General features: G+C 71.0%; 24 protein-coding genes and 1 pseudogene. 8 read left to right on the top strand and 17 right to left on the bottom strand.

Annotated elements, in window-relative coordinates; translation table 11 throughout:
• Positions 1–6: 6 nt before the first annotated feature.
• The 6 genes from ssuD to LW587_RS12850 form a co-directional block, all read right to left on the bottom strand.
• A complete protein-coding gene (ssuD, locus tag LW587_RS12875; protein WP_232629993.1) occupies positions 7–1,194 on the bottom strand; it encodes an FMNH2-dependent alkanesulfonate monooxygenase in 1,188 nt (395 codons plus the stop codon).
• A 27-nt stretch (positions 1,195–1,221) separates the two neighbouring features.
• On the bottom strand, positions 1,222–1,992 hold the full coding sequence (locus LW587_RS12870; protein WP_232629992.1) for an ATP-binding cassette domain-containing protein: 771 nt from the start codon (positions 1,990–1,992) through the stop codon (positions 1,222–1,224).
• A gap of 146 nt (positions 1,993–2,138) precedes the next feature.
• The gene (locus LW587_RS12865; RefSeq protein ID WP_232629991.1) at positions 2,139–2,987 is read right to left on the bottom strand and encodes an ABC transporter permease subunit; all 849 of its coding nucleotides are present in this window, start codon (positions 2,985–2,987) and stop codon (positions 2,139–2,141) included.
• An 8-nt stretch (positions 2,988–2,995) separates the two neighbouring features.
• Entirely contained in the window at positions 2,996–3,964 is a 969-nt protein-coding gene (locus LW587_RS12860; RefSeq protein WP_232629990.1) for an aliphatic sulfonate ABC transporter substrate-binding protein, read from the bottom strand.
• An 11-nt stretch (positions 3,965–3,975) separates the two neighbouring features.
• Positions 3,976–4,542 carry an FMN reductase gene (gene msuE, locus LW587_RS12855; RefSeq protein ID WP_232629989.1) on the bottom strand — a complete coding sequence of 189 codons (567 nt, stop codon included), beginning with the start codon at positions 4,540–4,542 and terminating at the stop codon, positions 3,976–3,978.
• Positions 4,543–5,033: 491 nt separating this feature from the next.
• Positions 5,034–6,656, bottom strand: a complete 1,623-nt coding sequence (locus LW587_RS12850) for an ABC-F family ATP-binding cassette domain-containing protein (RefSeq protein ID WP_232629988.1) — start codon at positions 6,654–6,656, stop codon at positions 5,034–5,036.
• A 196-nt stretch (positions 6,657–6,852) separates the two neighbouring features.
• On the opposite strand from LW587_RS12850, the pseudogene LW587_RS12845 reads away from it, so the two are divergent.
• Positions 6,853–7,986: pseudogene (locus tag LW587_RS12845) on the top strand (MFS transporter); the annotation flags it as partial.
• A gap of 291 nt (positions 7,987–8,277) precedes the next feature.
• Here LW587_RS12845 and LW587_RS12840 read toward each other — a convergent pair.
• From LW587_RS12840 to LW587_RS12825, 4 genes are all read right to left on the bottom strand, one after another.
• Complete coding sequence (locus tag LW587_RS12840; RefSeq protein ID WP_232629986.1) at positions 8,278–8,979, bottom strand: metal ABC transporter permease; 702 nt, start codon at positions 8,977–8,979, stop codon at positions 8,278–8,280.
• A gap of 110 nt (positions 8,980–9,089) precedes the next feature.
• Positions 9,090–9,890 carry a twin-arginine translocase subunit TatC gene (gene tatC / locus LW587_RS12835; RefSeq protein WP_232629985.1) on the bottom strand — a complete coding sequence of 267 codons (801 nt, stop codon included), beginning with the start codon at positions 9,888–9,890 and terminating at the stop codon, positions 9,090–9,092.
• Positions 9,887–10,336, bottom strand: a complete 450-nt coding sequence (tatB, locus tag LW587_RS12830; RefSeq protein ID WP_232629984.1) for a Sec-independent protein translocase protein TatB — start codon at positions 10,334–10,336, stop codon at positions 9,887–9,889. The genes tatC and tatB overlap by 4 nt, the downstream gene beginning before the upstream one ends.
• 118 nt (positions 10,337–10,454) lie before the next feature.
• The gene (locus LW587_RS12825) at positions 10,455–10,745 is read right to left on the bottom strand and encodes a twin-arginine translocase TatA/TatE family subunit (protein ID WP_232629983.1); all 291 of its coding nucleotides are present in this window, start codon (positions 10,743–10,745) and stop codon (positions 10,455–10,457) included.
• 521 nt (positions 10,746–11,266) lie between these two features.
• Between LW587_RS12825 and LW587_RS12820 the strand changes: the two genes are divergently transcribed.
• Both LW587_RS12820 and LW587_RS12815 read left to right on the top strand, forming a co-directional pair.
• On the top strand, positions 11,267–11,479 hold the full coding sequence (locus LW587_RS12820) for a hypothetical protein (protein WP_232629982.1): 213 nt from the start codon (positions 11,267–11,269) through the stop codon (positions 11,477–11,479).
• A gap of 396 nt (positions 11,480–11,875) precedes the next feature.
• A complete protein-coding gene (locus tag LW587_RS12815) occupies positions 11,876–12,145 on the top strand; it encodes a hypothetical protein (protein WP_232629981.1) in 270 nt (89 codons plus the stop codon).
• Positions 12,146–12,228: 83 nt separating this feature from the next.
• Here the strand turns inward: LW587_RS12815 and LW587_RS12810 are convergent, their stop codons facing one another.
• From LW587_RS12810 to LW587_RS12800, 3 genes are all read right to left on the bottom strand, one after another.
• Complete coding sequence (locus tag LW587_RS12810) at positions 12,229–12,585, bottom strand: hypothetical protein (RefSeq protein WP_232629980.1); 357 nt, start codon at positions 12,583–12,585, stop codon at positions 12,229–12,231.
• A 186-nt stretch (positions 12,586–12,771) separates the two neighbouring features.
• Positions 12,772–14,310: a threonine ammonia-lyase, biosynthetic gene (gene ilvA / locus LW587_RS12805; protein ID WP_232629979.1), complete on the bottom strand. Its 1,539-nt coding sequence runs from the start codon at positions 14,308–14,310 to the stop codon at positions 12,772–12,774.
• 137 nt (positions 14,311–14,447) lie between these two features.
• A complete protein-coding gene (locus LW587_RS12800) occupies positions 14,448–15,044 on the bottom strand; it encodes a PilZ domain-containing protein (RefSeq protein ID WP_232629978.1) in 597 nt (198 codons plus the stop codon).
• Positions 15,045–15,611: 567 nt separating this feature from the next.
• Between LW587_RS12800 and LW587_RS12795 the strand changes: the two genes are divergently transcribed.
• Entirely contained in the window at positions 15,612–15,830 is a 219-nt protein-coding gene (locus LW587_RS12795; protein WP_232629977.1) for a SlyX family protein, read from the top strand.
• Between the two features lie 16 nt (positions 15,831–15,846).
• A complete protein-coding gene (locus tag LW587_RS12790) occupies positions 15,847–16,179 on the top strand; it encodes a porin (protein ID WP_232629976.1) in 333 nt (110 codons plus the stop codon).
• Between the two features lie 9 nt (positions 16,180–16,188).
• On the opposite strand, the gene dksA is transcribed toward LW587_RS12790, so the two are convergent.
• From dksA to LW587_RS12775, 3 genes are all read right to left on the bottom strand, one after another.
• A complete protein-coding gene (dksA, locus tag LW587_RS12785; protein WP_232629975.1) occupies positions 16,189–16,608 on the bottom strand; it encodes an RNA polymerase-binding protein DksA in 420 nt (139 codons plus the stop codon).
• Positions 16,609–16,829: 221 nt separating this feature from the next.
• A complete protein-coding gene (locus LW587_RS12780) occupies positions 16,830–17,861 on the bottom strand; it encodes a hypothetical protein (protein WP_232629974.1) in 1,032 nt (343 codons plus the stop codon).
• A gap of 1 nt (position 17,862) precedes the next feature.
• Positions 17,863–19,236: an MBOAT family O-acyltransferase gene (locus LW587_RS12775; protein WP_232629973.1), complete on the bottom strand. Its 1,374-nt coding sequence runs from the start codon at positions 19,234–19,236 to the stop codon at positions 17,863–17,865.
• A 273-nt stretch (positions 19,237–19,509) separates the two neighbouring features.
• Here LW587_RS12775 and LW587_RS12770 point away from each other — a divergent pair, with 273 nt between their 5' ends.
• Both LW587_RS12770 and LW587_RS12765 read left to right on the top strand, forming a co-directional pair.
• Positions 19,510–19,848, top strand: a complete 339-nt coding sequence (locus LW587_RS12770) for a GCG_CRPN prefix-to-repeats domain-containing protein (protein WP_232629972.1) — start codon at positions 19,510–19,512, stop codon at positions 19,846–19,848.
• 133 nt (positions 19,849–19,981) lie between these two features.
• A complete protein-coding gene (locus tag LW587_RS12765) occupies positions 19,982–20,422 on the top strand; it encodes a PRC-barrel domain-containing protein (protein ID WP_232629971.1) in 441 nt (146 codons plus the stop codon).
• A gap of 7 nt (positions 20,423–20,429) precedes the next feature.
• On the opposite strand, the gene LW587_RS12760 is transcribed toward LW587_RS12765, so the two are convergent.
• Positions 20,430–20,804, bottom strand: coding sequence for a hypothetical protein (locus tag LW587_RS12760; protein ID WP_232629970.1), 375 nt, complete (start codon positions 20,802–20,804; stop codon positions 20,430–20,432).
• A gap of 393 nt (positions 20,805–21,197) precedes the next feature.
• Between LW587_RS12760 and LW587_RS12755 the strand changes: the two genes are divergently transcribed.
• On the top strand, positions 21,198–21,845 hold a 648-nt coding region (locus tag LW587_RS12755; RefSeq protein ID WP_232629969.1), incomplete at its 3' end, for a PRC-barrel domain-containing protein.

Genomic DNA, 21,845 nt, shown 5'->3' with positions numbered 1-21,845 from the left:
CTCTCCTCAATGCGCGCTGATGCGGCGGGTGGGCAGGATGTCGTTGGCCATCACCTCGCCGAACGGGCCGTTGTTGCGGGCCGTGCTCGGCGCGCGACCGGTGGTGTCGCGCAAGGGGAGCTTCGGGAAGACCAACTCGGCGAAGCGGTAGGCCTCTTCCAGGTGCGGGTAGCCGGAGAGGATGAAGCGGTCGATGCCGAGGTCGATATACTCCTTCATCCGATCGGCGACTTGGGTCGCCGAGCCGACCAGAGCCGTGCCGGCGCCGCCGCGCACGAGGCCGACGCCCGCCCAGAGGTTGGGCGAGACCACGAGCTTGTTCCGGTCGCCGCCATGGAGCGCCATCATCCGGCTCTGGCCGACCGAATCCTGGCGCTTCAGGGTGGCCTGCGCCTGGGCGATGGTGGCGTCGTCGAGCCGCGAGATCAGCCGTTCGGCCTCGGCCCAGGCCTCGCTCTCGGTTTCACGGACGATGACGTGCAGGCGGATGCCGTAGGAGAACGTCTTGCCCTTCCGCTCGGCCGCCTCGCGGGCGCGGGCGAGCTTCTCGGCGACGCCGGCCGGGGGCTCGCCCCAGGTCAGGTAGACCTCGCAATGCTCGGCTGCGACCTCGATGCCGGCGGGCGAGGAGCCGCCGAAATAGAGCGGCGGATAGGGCGCCTGCACCGGCCGGAAGATCACCCGGCCGCCTTCGGTGCGCAGGTGCTTGCCCTCGAAGTTCACCGTCTCGCCGGCCATCAGCCCGCGCCAGATGTGCAGGAACTCGTCGGTGACCGCGTAGCGCGCGTCATGGTCCAGGAAGACGCCGTCGCCCTTCAGCTCCACCGGATCGCCCCCGGTCACGACGTTGATGAGGAGCCGCCCGTCCGAGATCCGGTCCAGCGTCGCGGCCATGCGGGCGGCGACCGAGGGCTCCTGAAGGCCGGGGCGCACGGCGACGAGAAAGCGCAGGCGCTGCGTCAGCGGGGCCAGCGCCGAGGCGACCACCCAGGAATCCTCGCAGGAGCGCCCGGTCGGCAGCAGCACGCCGAAATAGCCGAGTTCGTCCGCTGCTTGCGCGATCTGGCGCAGATACGGCAGCGACACGTCGCGGGCGCCCTCGGAGGCGCCGAGATAGCGGCCGTCGCCATGGGTCGGCAGGAACCAGAGAACGTCGGTCTTGCCGTCGGTCGGCGGGTGGCTCGATATGCTCATGGGTGACGCTCCGAAAGCTCGAAAAAATCAGGTGCGGACGAGGAGGCGGTCGAGGATGCGGCCTTCCAGCGCGGCGAGCGCCGGGTCGCCGCGGCGGCGGGGGCGCGGCACCTCGACATCGAGGTCGAGGGCGACCTGGCCCTCCTCGATCACGAGGATGCGGTCGGCCATCGCCACCGCCTCGCCGACATCGTGGGTGACGAGGATCGCGGTGAAGCCCTGGCTTTCCCAGATCCGCTCGATCATCGCCTGCATGTCGATACGGGTGAGGGCGTCGAGCGCCCCCAGCGGCTCGTCGAGGGCCAGCAGCGCCGGGCGGCTGACGAGGGCGCGGGCGAGCGCCACCCGCTGACGTTGCCCGCCCGAGAGCGTGGCCGGCCACTGCCCGGCCTTGTCGGCGAGCCCCACCTCGGCGAGCACGTCGCGGGCGCGGGCCCGCCGCTCGGCCGCGCCGATGTCGCGCGAGAGCCCGACGGCGACGTTGTCGGCGACCCGCGCCCAGGGCAGCAGCCGCGGCTCCTGGAACATGATTCGCGTCGTCGGCTCGCCGCCGCTCAGGGTGATGCGGCCCGCGCTCGGCGCTTCGAGGCCGAGGATCAGCCGCAGCAGGGTGCTCTTGCCGCAGCCGGAGCGGCCGACCACCGCCACGAACTGGCCGGCGGGCACGTCGAGGTCGAGCCCGCGGATGACGGCGGGGCCGCCCTCGAAGCTCTTCGAGAGGCCGCGCAGGGTGATGCCGAGCCCGCGCTCCGGGCGGTGGCGGTCTTGTATGTCCGTGAGGCGGAGGGCGGCGGTCATGGCGGGTCGCGTCCGGATGGCGTTGCGGTGTCCCCTGGCCCTCCCCCCGTGGGGCGGCCTGCGCAGCCTCGACGGGCGGGCCCGGGGGCTCCGTGGCGCAGGATGAGGGGATGGGAGAGAGGGCGGTGGGCCGGGAGGCCCCGGCCTCAGCTGTTGCGGTAGGCCGGGTTCCAGGCGAGGCAGGTGCGCTCCAGCGCCCGGGTCAGGCTGTCGGCGAGCTTGCCGAGGCCGGCATAGATCAGGATCGCCAGCACCACGACGTCGACCAGCATGAACTCGCGGGCCTGCATCGCCATGTAGCCGAGCCCGGAATTGGCCGAGATCGTCTCCGCCACGATCAGGGTCAGCCACATGATGCCGAGCGCGTAGCGGATGCCGACGAAGATCGAGGGCAGCGCGCCGGGCAGCACCACGCGGGCGAACAGCTCGCGCCGGTTCATGCCGTAGACCCGGCCCATCTCGATCAGCTGCGGATCGACCGAGCGGATGCCGTGCAGCGTGTTGGCGTAGATCGGGAAGAACACCCCGAGCGCCACGAGGAAGAGCTTGGCCTCCTCGTCGATGCCGAACCACAGGATGACGAGCGGGATCAGAGACAGGTGGGGCACGTTGCGCACCATCTGCAGCGTGGTGTCGGTGAGCCGCTCGGACAGGCGCGACAGGCCGTTGGCGAGCCCGAAGAACAGGCCGATCCCGCCCCCGATCAGGAAGCCCGACGCGGCGCGGGCGAAGCTGACCCAGAGGTTCTCGAAGAGTTCACCCGTGAGCGCGAGGCGGTAGCCCGCGGCGGCGACGTCGAGGGGCGCGGGCATGAAGCGGGTCGAGACGAGCCCGAGGCTCGCCGCCGCCTGCCAGCCGGTGATGACGAGCGTCGGCAGCAGCCAGGGCAGCCACCGCCCGGCCTCGACGCGGATGGGGCGCCGGTCGCGGCGCGGCGTGGCCTCGGCGGCCCGGGCCCGGCCCGGAAGCGATGGGATCGCGGCGGAATCGGCCATGATGCGGCTCACCCGTTGCTGGGGTTGGCGGGGCGGGGGGCGGGACGCCGGACGATGTCGGCGACGCGCACGGGGCGCGGGATCACGCCCAGGGCATGGAAGCGGTCGGCGATGCGCTGCTGCTCGGCCGTCACCGCCGCGTCCATCGGAGCGATGACGTAGCGGATCCGGTCCACCGTCCGCCGCGTGGCGGTGAGCGGCACGCCGGTGATGCGCGACAGGCTCGCGGCGACGCTGCCGCGGTTGGCCTCGCACCACAGCGCGACCTCGCCCAGGGCCCCGAGGGCGCCGTCGAGCAGCGCCGGCTGGGCCTGGGCGAAGGTGCGGTTCGCCAGGAAGAAGTTGTTGGTGGGCGTGATGTCGGCGGCCTGCGCCAGCACCCGCACCCCCTCCCCCTGCTCGGCGATGGCGAAATAGGGATCCCACACGGTCCAGGCGTCGATCGTGCCGCCCGCGAAGGCGGCCGCGCCGTCGGCGGGGGCGAGCAGCACGGGGGTGATGTCGCGGTAGGTCAGCCCCGCTGTCTCCAGCGCGGCGACGATGAGATTGTGCGAGCTGGAGCCCTTGGCGAAGGCGACGCGCTTGCCCTTCAACTCGGCCAGGGTGCGGATCTCCGAGCCCTTGGGCAACAGGATCGCGGCGCCCGAGCCGCCTTTCGGCTGGGCGGCGGCGTAGACGAGGTTGGCGCCCGCCGCCTGGGCGAAGATCGGCGGTGCGTCGCCGGTCTGGCCGAAATCGATCGCGCCGAGGTTCAGCGCCTCGAGGAGCGGAGGCCCGAACGAGAACTCGACCCAGCGCACGCTCGCGCCCTGCGGCTTGAGCCGCGCCTCGATGGCCGCCTGCTCGCGGGCGACCGCGAGGATGCCATTCTTCTGATAGCCGATGCGGAGCACGCCCGGTTCGGCCCGGCCCGGCCTGGGGGCGAGCCCGATGCCGGCGGCGAGGCCCGCGGCGAGGAGATGGCGGCGGTGAAGCACGGTCCGGCTCCTCAGCGCGCAGCGGCGCGCGGCAGGGCATCCCGGGGCTCGGCCGCCTCGATCAGCCGCACGAGTTCGGCCGCGGCCTGGGCGACCCGGGCACGGACCAGCTCGTCGGCGACGCGGCCGTCAATGATCTCGGTGTCGCCGGCATAGACGGCGGTCGGCGCGGTCTGCGCGGAGAAGAAGCCGAAGAGCGGGCGTAGGGCATGCTCGACCACGAGGGCGTGGCGCGGCCCCCCGCCGGTCGCGGTCAGCACCACCGGTCGGCCGACCAGCGCGTCCGGGCCGACGAAGTCGATCAGGTGCTTGAACAGGCCGGCATAGCTGCCCTTGTAGACCGGCGAGCCGATGATCAGGGCGTCCGCGCCCTCGATCGCCTCGACGATCCGCGCGGCCGGCAGCGGCAGGGCGGCCCGGCTCGCCACCGCGAGGCCGGCGCCGGCATCGACCAGATCGTAGACCTTGAGATCGATCGGCCGCAGCCGCGCCACTTCGGCCGCGACCGCCTCGACCAGGGTGCGGGTCCGCGAAGGGCGGTGGGTGTTGCCGGAGAAGGCGACGATCCGGGTGGGCATGCGGGGCATCCGTCCTGTCTTGAAGCGATCCGGCCGAAAATCGGCACAGAACTCCCGTCAGCCGGAGCGTGGTCGCGCCGTCCGTCGGGTCGAATGTCGATCGATGTGCGAGATGACGTTCTATCGTGAGAGGAAATGTAATGAGCCAAGGGGGGCTCAATCAACGGATCGATCTTGCGTTGTTTTAGAGGAAGGGAAAACGACGCCCCTCGTCTTGGGCTGAAGAGGGAAATTTCTTCGCCGGGGGCTCTCGGGTCGTGATCGACCGCCATGAAAGCCCAAATCGACCGTCGTTGCCCGACCGTGCCGCTTGGCGCTCGAAGCCCGGGCGTGGGGCCGATCGATCCCGGCCGCCCCATCTCTTCTCATCCTGCGCGGCCGCCTCCGCTGGGCCTGGGGCGGGCGCGAGACACAGCGGCGGTCCGGTGGCGCTCCGGCCCCTGTCCGGCCTCGGCGGCGAACGAAGCCCCGCCCCGGGGCGGGCCCCCGTCCTACCCTCGCAGGCCCGGCGCTTCCTGGCCGGTGCGTGCGACGTATTCGGTGTAGCCGCCGCCGTATTGGTGGACGCCATCGGGGGTCAGTTCCAGCACCCGGTTCGAGAGCGCGCTGAGGAAGTGGCGGTCGTGGGAGACGAACAGCATCGTCCCCTCGAACTGGGCGAGCGCCCCGATCAGCATTTCCTTCGTGGCGATGTCGAGGTGGTTGGTCGGCTCGTCGAGCACGAGGAAATTCGGCGGGTCGAACAGCATCTTGGCCATCACGAGGCGCGCCTTCTCGCCGCCCGAGAGCACCCGGCAGGGTTTTTCCACGTCGTCGCCCGAGAAGCCGAAGCAGCCGGCGAGCGCCCGGAGCGAGCCCTGACCGGCCTGCGGGAAGCTCCCCTCCAGATCGCCGAAGACGGTCGCGTCGCCGTCGAGCAGGTCCATGGCGTGCTGGGCGAAGTAGCCGACCTTGACGCTGCCGCCGACGGTGACCGTGCCGGCATCGGGCGGGGTGCTGCCGGTGATGAGCTTCAGCAGCGTCGACTTGCCGGCACCGTTGACGCCCATGATGCACCAGCGCTCCCGGCGCCGGATCGAGAAGTCGAGGCCCTCGTAGATGATGCGGCTGCCGTACTTCTTGTGGATGCCCTTGAGCATGGCGACGTCGTCGCCCGAGCGGGGCGCGGGCTGGAACTCGAAGGCCACGGTCTGGCGGCGCTTGGGCGGCTCGACCCGCTCGATCTTGTCGAGCTTTTTCACCCGGCTCTGGACTTGCGCCGCGTGGCTGGCCCGCGCCTTGAAGCGCTCGATGAACTTGATCTCCTTGGCCAGCATCGCCTGCTGGCGCTCGAACTGCGCCTGGGCCTGCGTGTCGGCGAGCGCCCGCTGCTGCTCGTAGAAGCCGTAATCGCCCGAATAGGTCGTGAGGGTGCCGCCGTCGATCTCGATGATCTTGGTGACGATGCGGTTCATGAACTCGCGGTCGTGCGAGGTCATCATCAGAGCGCCGTCGTAGTTCTTGAGGAAGGCTTCGAGCCAGATCAGGCTCTCGAGGTCGAGATGGTTCGACGGCTCGTCGAGCAGCATCACGTCGGGGCGCATCAGCAGGATGCGCGCGAGGGCGACGCGCATCTTCCAGCCTCCGGAGAGCTTGCCGACATCGCCGTCCATCATCTCCTGGGAGAAGCCGAGCCCCGCCAGAACCTCGTAGGCCCGGCCCTCCAGGGCGTAGCCGTCGAGTTCCTCGAACCGGGCCTGGACCTCGCCGTAGCGCTCGATCAGCGCCTCCATCTCGTCGGCGCGGTCCGGATCGGCGAGCCCCGCCTCGATCTCCTTGAGTTCGGCCGCCACCACGCTGACGGGGCCGGCACCGGCCATGGTCTCGGCGACCACCGTGCGGCCGGACATCTCGCCGACATCCTGGCTGAAATAGCCGATGGTGATGCCGCGTTCGCTGGAGACCTGCCCCTCGTCGGGCGGCTCCTTGCCGGTCATCATCCGGAACAGGGTGGTCTTGCCCGCCCCGTTCGGGCCGACCAGCCCGGCCTTCTCGCCCTTCTGCAGCGCAGCGGAGGCTTCGACGAAGACGAGTTGCCGGCCGTTCTGCTTGCCGATCTTGTCGAGGCGTATCATGGGGTCCGCGCGGTCGAGATCTCGAGGGATGGTCGCGGGCTTACGGCATCACCGCCCTCACGGAAAGTCGCAGCCCTTCCGGGAGCGCAGCCCAGCCTCCCATCCCGCTGCGGTCCCCACGGCGACGGGAGCGGCCATGTTCCGGGCTTGCCGCAGCGCACAAAGCGCATCCCCGAATCGAGCCGGAAGGAGCCCCATGCTCCCGCTTCCCATCCTTGCGCTCGCCGTCGCCTCCTTCGGCATCGGCACCACCGAATTCGTCATCATGGGACTCTTGCCCGAGGTGGCCCGCGATTTCGACGTCACCATTCCGCAGGCGGGTCATCTCGTCTCGGGCTACGCGTTGGGCGTCGTCATCGGCGCGCCCCTCGTCGCCATGGCCACCGCGCCGCTGCCGCGCAAGGCGGCCCTGCTCGCCCTGATGGCGGTGTTCACGCTCGGCAACCTCGCCTGCGCGCTGGCGCCCTCCTATTGGCCGCTGATGGCCGCCCGGGTCGCGACCGCCTTCGCCCACGGCGCCTTCTTCGGGATCGGCGCCATCGTCGCCCGCGACCTCGTGCCGAAGGAGAAGCGCACCCAGGCCGTGGCGCTGATGTTCGCCGGGCTGACGCTGGCCAACGTCCTCGGCGTGCCGCTCGGCACAGCGCTTGGTCAGGCGATGGGCTGGCGCGCGACCTTCTGGGCCGTGGTCGGGATCGGGCTCGCCGCGGGCGCCGCCATCGCGTTCGCGCTGCCCGGCGGAATGCCCGGGACCAGGGGCGGTCTGACGAGGGAGTTCCGGGCGCTCGGACGCTGGCCGGTCCTGCGGCCGATGCTGGTCTCGACCCTGTCCTCGGTGAGCTTCTTCACGGTCTTCACCTACATCGCGCCCTTCCTCACCGGGGTCACCGGTCTGACCCCGGGCGGGGTCACCGGGGCGCTGTTCGCGGCGGGCGTCGGACTGACCATCGGCAACCTCGCGGGCGGCTGGTTCGCCGACCGCAGCCTGATGGGCACGGTGCTCGCCAGCTTCGCCGGCATCGTCGCCGTGCTGCTGATCCTGGCACTCGTGGCGCCCCAGGCGGGTCCGGCGCTCGCCGTGCTGGTCCTGTGGGGCGGCCTCGCCTTCGCCCTGGTCTCGCCGCTCCAGGTCTGGGTGGTCGAGGCGGCAAGCGACGCCCCCAACCTCGCCTCGACCCTGAACCAGGGCGCGTTCAACCTCGGCAACGCTGCCGGCGCCTGGCTCGGCGGCACGGCCCTGACGCTCGGCGCCGGCTATCGGGAATTGCCGCTGCTCGCGGCCGTCGTCTCGCTTCTCGGGCTCGGCTTGGCCGCGACGGCGGTGATGCGCGGCAAAGACAAGCCGTCCCTGATCCGGGCTCCGCTTGATCAAAGCGGAGCCCGTATCAGGCAAGCCCGCGCGGCGTTTGAGCGAAGCCCAAATCCGCCATCCCGAAGGGATCAACCGGATTGGGTATGAGACTCGCGCAGGGACGGCCGTGGCGGGCTGATGCGGGAGCCTCCCCCCTCCCCCTCGTCCCGCTGAGCCCGCGCCCTCGGGATCAGCGAGGGGGTGGGATCCGCGACGAAGATGAATGCCGCCCGATGCGCCTGCATCGAGCGGCCCCGAACGCCCGACGGCTCACATCGGCGGGGTGAGACCGTCCTTGCCGACGGCGACGAGCTTGGCCGCGAGCGTGCCGCCGACCTTGGCGGCGACCACGAACACCTTGCCGCCCGGCGTCAGGACCGATGGGTCCGCCTTCTCGAAGGCGACGATCGGGGCCTTGGGCGGGACCACGATCGTCTTCGAGCCGTCCTTGTCATAGGTGACGGTGAGCGTGCGCTCACCCGGGGCGCCGCCGCTCGCCGTGTTGCCGGTCACGGTGGCGTTGGTCATCGCGCTCTTCACCTTCGGCGCGCCGCCCGCAGCGGGGGCCCCGGCCTTCACGGTGCCGTTGGTCATGGAGCTCTTGACCACCGCGCCGCCGCCGGTCTGATCGGGGATCGCGTCCCAGGCGTAATGACCCTCGGCGGTGCCGCGCATCGATTCGGGGAACAGCACCACCTCGAGCGCGGTCGGCGGGTTGTCGCCCTTGGTGGCGGTGCCGATGAAGACCCCGTCCTTGATCTGGTCGAGGCTGGATTTCACCACCCAGGCGAAGGTCGCGCCGTCGAGCGCCACCGTCTCGGTCTTGCCGTCGGTGGTCTTGATCGTGACCGTGCCGGCATCGCTCGCCTCGACCGTGCCGCGGACCCGCTGAAGCTCGGGCGCCGCATGGGCAGGCCCCGCCAGGGTCGCGGCCGCTGCGACCGCCAAGGCCGTCCACATCGTCCGTCTCATGTTGTTTCCTCCGGTTCCGAATCGGAGGGTTATGGAGCGGGCCCGGGGCGAAACCAGTTTGCGCACGAGTCAGTGATGCGCAAGCGGCCTTATTTTGCGCTCAGGTCGGTTCAGGGGTCGAGCCCCTGCGCCCGGCGTCGGGCGGCCCGAATCTTCTCCATGCGCGAGACCGAGATGACGGAGGCCTCGTAGAGCAGCAGCATCGGGATCGCGAGCGAGAGCTGCGAGATCACATCCGGCGGCGTCAGGATCGCTGCGGCGACGAAGACGAGCACGATCGCGTAGCGGCGCTTCTCCCGCAGGAAGGCGGCGTCGATCACCCCGATCTGGCCCAGGAGCGTCAGGATGACGGGCATCTGGAAGGCGAGACCGAAGGCGAAGATCAGCGTCATGATCAGCGAGAGATACTCGTCGACCTTCGGCAGGAGCTTGATGGTCGCCTCGCCGGGCTGCCCGATCTGCTGCAGCGAGACCGAGAACTGGATCAGGAGCGGCATCGCCAGGAAGTAGACGACCAGCGCCCCGAGGACGAAGAAGACCGGCGTCGCCACCAGATAGGGCAGGAAGGCTTGCCGCTCGTTGCGGTAGAGCCCCGGCGCCACGAAGGCGTAGACCTGGGTGGCGATGACCGGAAACGCCAGGAACCCCGCGCCGAACACGCTGAGCTTGATGTTGGTGAAAACCTGTTCGAGGAAGTGCGTCGCGATCAGCTCGGCGTTCTGGGCGCCCACGATCGAGACGTAAGGATAGACCAGGATGTTATAGATCTGCTTCGAGAAGAAGAAGCATCCGAAAAACATCACGATGAAGGCGAGCAGCGACTTGATCAGTCGCGCGCGCAGCTCGATCAGGTGCTCCAAGAGGGGCGCCCGCGAGGCCTCGATCTCGGCCTCGTCACGCTCTTCGGTCATGGAGTCGGGCCTGTCTCGGGCTTGCCTGTCTCGGGAATGCCAGTGCCGGACGTGCCGGTGGTGGGCGCCGCCGGGGCGCGTTGCTCAGGCGTCGGCCGGGGTACGTCGTAGCGGCCGGCCTCCGCCTCCGCGGCCGAGGGCGCGGCCGGGCCGGTGCGGCCCTCGACCGCGCTGCGGATCTCGTTGCGGATCGTGTCGACCGGGTTGAAGGTCGGGCGCACCGAATCCACGGTGCGTTTCACGCCCTCGACGTCGCGCCGCACCTCTTCGAGCTCCGCCTCGCGGATCGCCTCGCTGAACTGATGCTGGAACTCGCCGGCCATGCGGCGGACCTTGGTGGTCACCTGCCCCAGCGTCCGCAGGGCTTTCGGCAGGTCCTTGGGACCGATGACGATCAGGGCGACGCCGCCGATCAGCATCACCTCGCCCCAGCTCATATCCAGCATCGCAGCGTCCGTCCCGCGGGTCCGCGCTCGTTTAGGACGGTCGCGCCGCCCGCGCCATCCCGCGCAGCGCCGCTTGCGCGGCGCCGCCTTTCCCGGGGTTCTCCTCGGGACCTGTTCGTCAGACCGCCTTGTGGTCGCCCGCCGGCACGTGCGGCTGAGGCGCGTGAGCCGTCGGCGGCGCGGCATGGGCGGTGCCCTGCGGCGGCAGCGTGCGGATCGGCTCGTTCGTTCCGACGGGGGGCACCGCCGTGGTCTGGCCCGGCGTGGTCTCGTCCTCGGCCATGCCCTTCTTGAAGGCCTTGATGCCCTTGGCGACGTCGCCCATCAGCTCCGACACCTTGCCGCGGCCGAAGAGCAGCATGACGACGACCGCCACGATGACCCAGTGCCAGACACTCATGCTGCCCATGGCAACCTCCTGCGCCGCGGCCCCTTGCGGCGGCGGCGCTTCCTCAACGCGTGAATTGCGGCGAACCTAGGGATCGCCCGGCGGGAACACAAGCAGCACAGGCCGTCGCGGCCGAGCAAAGGCCCGGGAGCGATGCGCGTTTTCGACAGGGTTCCAGGTCCCACCGGCACCGTGCCGGCTGCGGACCCGGCGCGCCCTATACGCCAACGGGCGGTGCGGCGCGTTCGGAAGCGAGGGCCGTGAGGGCGTGGTGCTCTCGTTCTGCCGTCGCGGTCGTGCAGCGGGAATCGTCGCATCCGGACCGGAGATCCACGGCCCGTGGCGCTCCCCGGGTGCGGCGGCAACCTGATGCCCAGATGTTAAATCTCAGGTAGATTTTGGCCAAACATACCCAATTTAAGGGATGCGTTTGCCCGCGCGGCCATGCCTCATGTGCCCGGCGGGTCCTGCCGGGCGGTTCGGGATCCGCGAAGGTCGAGGGCGGGCCGGGAATGGGCAGGCGGCGGCGAGGGGGTGGGAAGATGACGAAGGACATCGAAGAGCTGCCGCGCTGGATCCAGCGCCGGGAAGGCCGCAGTGCCGGCCGCTACGGCGGCAACAAGGTCGTGCGGTGGATCGCGCGGCCGGGCCTGAAGTCGCCGATCGACGGCGCGGCGGCGGAGGGGCTCAGCGCCCTGTCGGAGCGCAATCGCGGCACCGGCTACGGCATGCTGCGGCTCGTCGCCGACAACTGATCGCCGACCCGCTCGAACGCGTCGGGTGTCGCCGGGACAGCCTCTCCGGCCGACACGGCGCGGGGATCTCTGGGGCCTGACGCGCTCGGGCGACGGCCACAATCACGGGCCAAGCGCTCGAGGCCGCGCCGAGGTCCGTTCTGTCGCCGCGGTCGGGCGCGCGCGACAGCCGATCCGGCGAGCCATCGGGCGATACGGTCTGACCGCGATGCCCGGGACGTTCCACCGGCTCCCGAGGCGGGAAGCGCCGGCGGGCACGGGCCTGCCGCTGGGCTCGGAATCGGAGCGCGCGAACGCGGGACGACGCCCGCGGGGCGCTTGGCACAATTCTCCGCAAGGTCCATGATTTCGCCACGAAAGCCGCCGGGGCACGCGGCGGCATCGGAGGATCGTTCCATGCTTGCCGGAAATCGCCTCGTCAAATCCGCCTGGATTGCCGTCGACGTCACCAAAGACCGCGCCGAGCGGGTGCTCGTCGTCGAAGCCTACATCGCCGTCAGCCCGCTTGAGAAGAACTACGACGCGGAGCGCTACGAACGCGTCGTGGAGGATGTGCGCCGGGTGCTCGCCGCGAACCCTGAGATCGACCGGGCCTCGATCCTGAGCATGCATCGCGACGCCGGCTGCACCGCCCTGTTCCGCTCCCAGCCCGCCACCGCGGCCTGAAGTCGGGAGCCGGGTCCGCCCGGCCCCCTCCGGCCGGTCGATCGGGCGGCACGATGCCGTGCCCGCCCCGGCGCGAGAGCGCCCTAATCGAGTGGCGCCTGCGCGGGATCGAAGGGCAACGGTGCTTCCGGGCGCACGCGCCGGGTGCCGGGCGGTGTCACGGTCCGGTCTGACCCCGAGCCTGGGCCGCAGCCGTTGCAGATCGAGCGGGCGGCGCGGTTGCTGCGCTCGGAGATGCGGCGGTTGAACTCCGCCTGCCGCGCCGCCGATTGCTCGGATTCGCGCTGCGCGGCGGCCGAGAAGCGATCGTCGGGCAGCGCCCGGATCGGCGCGGGTGGTTCGGCCCGCGGCGGCGGCGGCTCTGCCCGCGCCGGGGGCTCCGCCGAGGCCGCGACCGGAACGGTCAGGGCGAAGGCGAGCAGGGCGAATCGTGCACGCATCGGGGTCGCTTCCGTTCCGTCACCGCCGGTCGGCCGCGACGGGTTTCCGGGAGGGTAAGGCCTCGCGGCCCCGGCCGGAAGGGCTATCGCGCCACGCCGGTGTTGAAGCCGCGTCCCGCGCGCGAATCGTCCTGACAATCGCATCCCGGACGAGGCCCTCCCCTGCCGTGACGCGACGGCCTGCCGTCATGCCCCCGGTGCCTCCGCCTCGCCGTCCTTGTCGAGGAACAGGCGGTAGGCCGGGTTGCCGGTCTCGTCGAAATAGGGGTAGCCGAGCGCCTCGAGGGCGGCGGCGAACCGCTCCCGGGCCGCCTCCGGCACTTCGATCCCCGCGAGGATACGGCCGTAATCGGCGCCGTGGTTGCGGTAGTGGAACAGGCTGATGTTGAAGGCGTCGCCCAAAGCCTCGAGGAACTTCATCAGGGCGCCCGGCCGCTCCGGGAACTGGAAGCGGTAGAGCCGCTCGTCGGCGAGCCCCGTGGCCCGGCCGCCGACCATGTAGCGCACGTGGACCTTGGCCATCTCGTTGTCGCTCATGTCGGTGACGGCGTAGCCGTTCCGATCGAGCGTTCCGATCAGGTCGTGCTTCTCGCTCTTCCCCCCGGGCAGGTTGATGCCGACGAAGACGCGCGCCTCGGCGCGCCCGGCATAGCGGTAGTTGAACTCGGTCACCGCCCGGGGGCCGAGGGCGGCGATGAAGGCGCGGTAGGCGCCGGGGCGCTCCGGGATGATGACGCCGAGCAGCACCTCGCGCTCCTCGCCGATCTCGGCGCGTTCGGCGATGTGGCGCAGCCGGTCGAAGTTCAGGTTGGCGCCCGAGGAGATCGCCACCAGCGGACCCTCGCCGGGATTCTCCGCGGCCCAGGCCTTGGCCCCCGCGAGGCTCAAGGCGCCTGAGGGCTCGGAGATCGCCCGGGTGTCGTCGAACACATCCTTGACCGCGGCGCACATCGCGTCGGTGTCGACGGTGATGACCCCGTCGAGATGCTCCCGGCACAACCGGAAGGTCTCCTCGCCCGCCTGCCGCACGGCGACCCCGTCGGCGAACAGGCCGACGGTGGGCAGGATCACCCGCTCGCCCGCCCGCAGGGCCTCCGCCATGCAGGCGGCGTCGTCCGGCTCGACGCCGATCACCTTCGTCTCGGGCCGCAGGTACTTCACGAAGGTGGCGATGCCCGCCGCCAGCCCCCCGCCGCCGATCGGCACGAAGATCGCCGCGATCGGATCGGAATGCTGGTGCAGGATCTCCATGCCGATGGTGCCCTGGCCGGCGATCACGTCGGGATCGTCGAAGGGGTGGAGGAAGGTCAGGCCCCACTGCGCCTCGAGACGACGCGCCTCGGTCAGCGCCTCGTCGAAGGCGTCGCCGTGCAGCACCACCTCGGCGCCCCGCGCCCGGCAGGCGTCGACCTTGATGGCCGGGGTGGTGCGCGGCATGACGATCACCGCCCGCACCCCGAGCTTGGCGGCGCCCAGGGCCACGCCCTGGGCATGGTTGCCGGCCGAGGCGCAGATGACGCCACGCCGCAGCTGCTCCTCGGGGAGCGCGGCCATCTTGTTGTAGGCGCCCCGCAGCTTGAACGAGAAGACGGGCTGCAGATCCTCGCGCTTGAGCAGCACGGGACGGCCGAGCCGCTTCGAGAGGCGGGGCATCGGGTCGAGCGGGCTCTCGATCGCCACGTCGTAGACGCGGGCGGCGAGGATCTTCTTGATGTAGTCGGTCACGGAGCGGGCTTCCGGCGGCGTCGGGGAGCCGGAGACCCAGCCCCTCGGGGGCGGGCGCGGCCGTCCCGGAGGAGACCTGCGCCCTGATGGCAGACGGTTCCCTTAGACCCTCGCGGCCCCAGATGCGAGGGCGGGGGCTACAACCGGAGGCCGGGTTCGACCTCGGCCGGGTCGAGGGGCAGCAGGAACGCCGCGCCGATCCCGTCCTGGAACTGGCGCATGACCCGGGCGGCCTTCGCGCCGAGGGTGATGACGGTTCCGACCGCGACGGGCTTCGGGAGGTAGACCGCGGCCCCCGAGGCCGACACGTTGATGAGCCGGCCCGACAGGGTGCTGCCGTCCTCGAAGGTGACCACGATGTCGCGCCGCCGCGGCGTGATGCGTTGATGCCCCCGTCCCGGCTCGGACGGCCGGTGCTGTTCGCGCGCGAGCGCCATCATCGTCCGCGCGACCTCCGCGGCCCGCTCCCGCGAGGTCGACAGGCGCGCCAGGAAGCTCTGCGGGCCGGTCTCCGCGACCCGGATCCTGAGCGTGCCGATGGAGCGGATGCTGCAGATCAGCGCCTCGCCGGCCTCCGGCACCACCGACGACCGAAAGCCGATCCCGTTCGCGGAGATGCCCTCGGTCACGGCGTAGAAATCCGGATGCCGCGGGCTCCAGCACATGGCGGGGAGGAAAATAGCCCGCGAATCCGCGCTGGGACGATCGAGGATGCCGCTGGAACTCGAGTTCATGGCCTCGATGCTAGAGGCTACGGTCTGAAAGGTGGGCGGAAACAAACTGCGCAATTTTCCACGAATGGCCGGTGCGATCGCATGAGCGACAGAAGGCCATCGCACCGATCCGGTGAGACATCTCGAACGCCGCCGTCTCGATGGTCTCGAAGACCAAAGCCGAGGCTCGGCTCCCCCAAACAGACCTGGCGCTGATCGCTCCGTGTCAGGGTGAATTCAGGCGCCGGCCGCAGGGGCGAGCGGTCGAGGCAGGGCTTTGACTCGGGGGTGGACCGGTCCGCGCGGAGGGGTTGGCGATGGGATGGTATCCCGGAGGCCGCTGTCGACGTGATCTGCGCGCTGTGCATGGATCTCGCGCATTCTCGGCACGGGAAAGCGGTCGACGACGGATGCGAGGAACGGAGCCCCCCTCCGACGCGCCGCCCTTGGTCCACAGTCGCGCCGGGCGGGATCCGGTCGAAGCCGAGGGCGCGCGGCCCACTCGCGCGAGCAGGGGGGCCTTGGAGGCTCTCGGAGGCCGTTGGGAAGCCCTTGCCAGCCCGCCGTCCGGATGGGCATGGTCCCGCCATGAGCGACACGCCGTCACCGATCGACCGCATCGCGCGCCTGGAGATCCGGCTGACCGAGCAGGAGGCCGTGATCGAGGATCTGAACGCCGCGATCACCGAACAATGGCGGGTGATCGACCGCCTGTCCCGGCACTTGGCGCGGCTTCAGGAGCAGGTCGAGGATTCGGCCTTCCGCTCCGCCTCCGGCGCGCCGGAGCCGCCCCCGCCGCACTACTGACGGCCGAGGGCGCGCCATGTCCGAGGAAAGCCCGGCTCAGGCGAAACGGAACGGGACGTCGGCGCTCCTCGCTTTGTGCCTCGCCCTCGCGCCCATGGCGGCCGTGGCACGGGATCGTGCCCCGCTGCCGTCGGAGGATGCGATGGAGCCCTGCCCCTCCCAGGGGCCGGGATTCGCGCGCATCCCGGGCACCGCCACCTGCCTGCGCGTTTCGGGCCGGGTCGCCGTCGATGCCGGAGCAGGCCGAGCCGCAGCGCCGGTGCGGGGCCGCCTGTCCATCGACACGCGCAGCCCGTCCGAGTTCGGACCGGTGCGCTCGTTCCTGCGGATCGGGCCGGGCGCGCCCTGACCGGAGCGCTCAGTCGTCGCGATAGACGCGCTCGCGGCGCTCGTGCCGCTCCTGCGCTTCCAGGGACAGGGTGGCGATCGGTCGGGCATCGAGGCGCTTGAGGGAGATCGGTTCGCCGGTCTCCTCGCAGAAGCCGTAGGAGCCGTCCTCCAGCCGGGAGAGCGCGGCGTCGATCTTGCTCGTCAGCTTGCGCTGGCGGTCACGGGCCCGCAACTCGATCGCCCGGTCGGTCTCCGAGGAGGCGCGGTCGGCCAGATCGGGATGGTTCTCGTTCTCGCTCTGGAGCGCGGTCAGTGTCCCCTGCGCCTCGCGCAGGATCTCGTTTTTCCACGTGAGCAGCTTGCGCCGGAAATACTCGCGCTGCCGTTCGTTCATGAAGGGCTCGTCTTCGGAGGGCCGGTAGCCGTCCTCGATCGTGACCTTCGCCATCGTCTTATCCTCGCGCTCCCTGCCGGTCAGCGGCGATCGTCGGCGAGGCTATAGTCGAGCCGGGCGGCCTCTACAACGCGTTGCGGGCGCCTTGCACCCTCCGGCGAAAAAAGCTCTCGCATTGCGGCACAGACGACACGCTGAGGCCGGCGTCCGACCGGTGCGAAGGCGGGCGCGTCCGGGGCCTACACCTCCGGGACTGCACCTCTGAGGCCTGCACCTCATTGGGCGATCGGCGGCGCGGCGCGCAGCCGGAGGACGGCGTCGGCGATCTCGTCGGCCAGCGATCGGGCCAAAGCGAGCCGGTAATGGGTCTGGTCGAAGAACAGCGCGGGATCGTGCAGGGCCGGCCGCTCCCGCCGCCCGTCGACGAGGGTGCTGCGCCCGTGACGACGCAGGGCCTTTTCCAGGGCCGAGCGGCAAGCGGCTTCCGCCTGCGCCCGCGGCGAGCCGGGACGGGCCCGGCCCACGGCGTAGATGGGCGGCAGGACCGCAACCAACGCCAAGGCCTCCGGCAGGGCGGCCAGGGCCTCGCCCAGGCGTTCGGCGGCGGGAAAGCCCGGCCCGGCCCGGCCGGGTGTGGCCTCCTCGGGGGCTGGGGTTTCGCGGGTGGCGCGGAAGCGCTCGCCATCGAGGCTCTCGAGATATCGGTAATCCGGTTCGTAGTCCCACCAGCCGTCCGCCTGGGCCTGCCGGCGGCGCGCGCCGAGCAGCCAGCCGATGCGGCCGACCACCTCCTGGGCCACCGGCCAACGCAGGAGGCCGCGGGCATAGGCGAACGGGTCGTGGCTGTAGAGCCAGAACGGGAACGGCTTGTCGTTGGGAAGCGTGGGATCGTCCGTGCACCAGTAGTCGTCGAGGGACAGGATCATGGCCTGTGGCCGCGGATGGTTGCGCACGAACCATCCCATCAGGGCGAGCTGCTCGCTGGGGCCGATCGCGGGGATCGAGAGCTGGACGAAGGGGATGCCCGTGGCGGCGGTCAGCCGCGCGGGCTCGATGAGCTGGATGTGGGAGTTGCCCAACACCGCGCCCTCGAAAGCCGGGTCTCGCCCGCGCAGGGCGGCGGCGGTCCGCGGGCCCTGCGGGCGCACGGCGCCGGCCGAGAGCAGCGTCGAGCGCCCGCTGTCATAGGGATCGACGGCGAACGCGAGCGCGAGGTAGCCGACGAGCAGGCTGACCACGGCCCGGACGAACAGCCGCGCGAAGCCCGCCCAGTCCCGCGTTCCGGCGCTGTCGGAGGGGAGCGCCATCTCAGAACTGGAAGTAGATGAACTCGTAATTCGCATCGTTTCCGATCTTGAGGAGCACGACGACGAACACGACGGCGAAGGCCAGCGCGAGCCAGCGATTCGGCGGGAGACGGTGGATGGCGGCCCATGCGGTCGGGCCGATCATCGCGACCGCGGCGGCCATCAGGATCGTGCGCCACTTGAAGCCGGTGCCGGTCGGCGCGAACCCGAGCAGGCCCTTGTACATCGCCAACGCGGCCTCGAAGGAGGTCGCGCGGAACAGCACCCAGGTCAGGATCACGAACAGGGCCGTCAGTGCCCAGCCCAGGACCTGCGGCATCCGCCCGCCCGCCCGGCGCCAGAGCACGCCCGCGCCGAGGCCGACGCCATGGGCGGCGCCCCAGGCGACGAAGGTCAGGCCCGCCCCGTGCCAGAGGCCGCCGAGCGTCATGGTGGCGAAGAGCGCCGCGACTTGGATCGCGAGGCCGCGCCGATTTCCGCCCATGGCAATGTAGAGATAGTCGCGCAGGAAGCGCGAGAGCGTCATGTGCCAGCGCCGCCAGAAGTCGCGCAACGAGGTCGCGCGATAGGGTACGTCGAAGTTCTGCGGCAGCACGATCCCGAACAGCAGCGCCAGCCCCAGAGCCATGTCGGTGTAGCCGGAGAAGTCGAAGTAGATCTGGAAGGTGAAGCCGAGCGTCCCCTGCCACGCCTCTGCGACCGTGATCGTCTTGCCCGCGGCGGCCGCCTGGAAGACCGGGTTGGCGTAGGCCGCGAGCGGATCGCCGAGGAAGACCTTCTTGGCGAGTCCGACGGTGAGCAGCATCAGCCCGCGCCCGATCCGCTCGGCCGCGTCGGGCCGCGCGTAGGGGCGCCCCTCGAACTGGTGCATGATCTCGCTCCAGCGCACGAGCGGGCCGGCGAGAACCTGTGGGAAGAAGGCGATGTAGAGGGCGTACCGCGTGAGCCCGAAGGAGGGCGCGCGCCCTGCCTTCAGGTCCGTCAGGTACATGATGTGGTGGAAGGTGAAGAACGAGATCCCGAGCGGCAGGACCAGATCGACCCGCTGCAGGTCGAGGGCAGGAATCAGGTTCGCGAGGTCGGTGAAGAAGCCGAGATACTTGAAGGCCGCCAGCACCGCGAGGTTGCCCGCGATCGCGGCCGGAAAGAGCCAGCCGGTTCGATCGCGCGGCAGGACGCGCGCCACGCCCCAGTTGATCGCGATCGAGCCGAGGAGCAGCGGCAGGAAGCGCCAGTCCCACCAAGCATAAAAGACGAAAGATAGCCCCGCGAGCACCGGCAGCCGCCATTGCGGACGGTAGCGCTCGGCCGCCGCGTGCAGGAGCAGCGCGGCCGGCAGGAAGGCGAGCAGGAAGACGAAGGAGTTGAACAGCATCGCGGCGCGGACGAGGCCCTTCGAGGATCATGACGCGATCGGCCCGCGCCCGACCGCACGGGCCGCCTTGTCGGGGATCGGGGTCGAAGCGTCAATCTTGGGCCCGCGATCGGCCCGGCCGACCGTCCGCATCGTGACCGCGTCCGTCGGAGGCTGTTGGCGGCCTGGTTTCGATGGAATGACGGAGACGAGGTCGGTCAGCGACGGTTCATCGAGGCGGCCCTACCGTCCGACCTTGGCCGGAAGTGACGGCCGAACGGAGAGGATCGTACGATGACGCACGCGAAGGCGTTCGCATTGGCTGCGGTGATCGCCGGCAGCCTCGGATGGGCGGGCAGCGCCCAGGCGGCCCCTCTCAGCCCCGCGCCCCTCGGCGCCGCGGCCGAGGGCGCGCTCGTCGAGCGCACGGCGGGGGGCTGCGGCCCGGGCTTCCATCCCAATCCCTGGGGCATCTGCCGGCCGAACCTGTACGGGCCGAGGCCCTATTGGGGCCGACCGGTCTATGGCGGGCCCTACGGCTATTATCGCCCGCGGCCCGTCTACCGGCCCTGGGGCTATGATCGGCCGCGCCCCGTCTATGGTTACGGCTACGGCCCTCGGCCCTGGTACTGAGTGAGCATCGTCCCCGACGGCCGGCGCGATCGGCGCCGGCCGCGGGGGCCCGCGGCGGGAACCCGTCGGGGCGCAGGGCATTCAAGGCAGGCCCGGTCGTGGGCGACGCTTGAGAGACCTGCGGGAGACCTGAATGCCGACGGACCTGCCCGGCGAACACGCCGTCCGAAAGCCCGGAAGCCTGGAACTCGACCCCGCCTCCGGCGAAGGCGTCGCCATCGAGGAGACGCCGCGCCTGATCGCGTCGAACCGGGTGGATGGCACGCCCGTCTATGACGGCACGGGGCGCCATCTCGGGACCGTCCACAATTTCATGGTGGATAAGTTTACCGGGCAGGTGGCCTACGCGGTCCTGTCCTTCGGTGGCTTCCTCGGCTTCGGCGAGGCCTACCATCCCCTGCCCTGGAAGGCGCTGACCTACTCGACCGAGCTCGGCGGCTACGTGGTCGATATCGACCCGGCCGATCTCGAAGGGGCCCCGACCCAGGGGCCGGGGGAAGACCCCTTCTCCGATCCCTCCTTCGGCGGTCGCCTCGACGACCATTGGGGAGGGCGCAAGGCCCCGACCGTTTGAGGAAGGGCTAGAAGCGTCCGCCGACCCCGACGCCGCCGCCGGGCGTCAGCGCCGGGCTGACGCCGCCCGAGCCGCTCCGGCCCGTCTGTCCCCCTTCGAGGTCCTCGCGGTTGATGCGGCGCGGACCCTCGTCGGCGGTGCGGACTTCGCCGCGCACGTTCTTGGGCAGGTCGAGGCGCCGGGTCGGCGTGGAGGGCAGCGGGGCGCCGTCCTCGTCCACCTGGCTGCTGCGGAGCGGGCGGCCCGGCACCGTCCCGCGGGCCGAGGGCGGGGGCCCGATCTCGGTCTCGGGCATCACGCCGCCGCCGCCGCTGAGCGCTTGGCAGCCGCCGAGGCTCGCCAGCAGAAGCGCCGTGGCGCAGAGTCTCGACGGGATGGTCATGGCCTTCGTCCTCGGAGGGGCCGCGGCGTCGCGCGACTCCGCGGAAATAGGATTGCTCTCTTCCGCACGGCTCTAAGGCAGGGTTGGGGCGAAAACCAGACCGCCTCAGGTTGGGTCCTGTCACGAAGGCGCGCCGGACCTGAGCCGCTCGATCGCGCCCTCGCCCTGCCCGGTCCACAACTTCGCCGTGGTTGCCGGGCATGGACGCGGCGTCCGCCCGCTCCTTATGAGAGGGGCAGCGATCGGCCTCCGGCCCGTCGGGCGGGGCACTTCGTCGAACATCGGGCGGACGATCGTCTCCAACCCGATGCGCGTGAATCTTGATTTCGCATCGTCCCGACGGCCGCCCACGGGCTCTCGGGGACTTTGCTCGACACGGCGAGAGGTGCAGGGGTGCGCAGACTGATCCGGACGATCGTGACACCGGCGATCGCCCTGCTGGCCACGACGGCGCAGGCCGCGGACGGCGCCCCCAACGGAGCCGGCGACCCGCCGGCCACTCCGCCCTCCGCCGGCGCGCCGCCGGCCTCCCCTCCCCCTGCCGGCGCGCCGCCGGCCCCCGCTGCGACCGGCACCGCGGTGCCGCCCGCCCAGGGGGGCGGAACCCCGGCCGTGGTCCTCGACACCCAGGATTACGAGAGCCTGCTGGGCAAGAGCGTGCGCGCCATGAACGGCGACGACCTCGGCCGCATCATCGACGTCATCATCGACCGGGAGGGTCGCCCGCGGGCGGCCGTGATCGATTTCGGCGGCTTCCTCGGCGTCGGTTCGCGCAAGATCGCGGTCGATTGGCGCGTCCTGAAATTCACGACGGAGGGCAAGGTCGGCCGCCTCGTGCTGCAGCTCAATCGCAACCAAGTCCGGGTCTCGCCCGAGTACAAATCCGGCGAGCCTATCGTGGTCCTCGGCGCGGCGAGCCCCGGCTCCGCGCCTGCCCCATCGGTGGAGGCCGATCCCGCGGCCCCTGCGGCTCCGGCCGCCGTCGCGCCGGCCGCCGCCCCCGCTCCGCTGGAGAAGGCCGCCGAGCGGCCGCCGGAGAAG

Origin of the sequence: Methylobacterium sp. Leaf118 (assembly GCF_920984675.1) — a bacterium.
GTDB lineage: Bacteria > Pseudomonadota > Alphaproteobacteria > Rhizobiales > Beijerinckiaceae > Methylobacterium.
The sequence above is the reverse complement of the archived record's forward strand: the minus strand, read 5'-3'. Positions and strand labels throughout refer to the sequence as shown.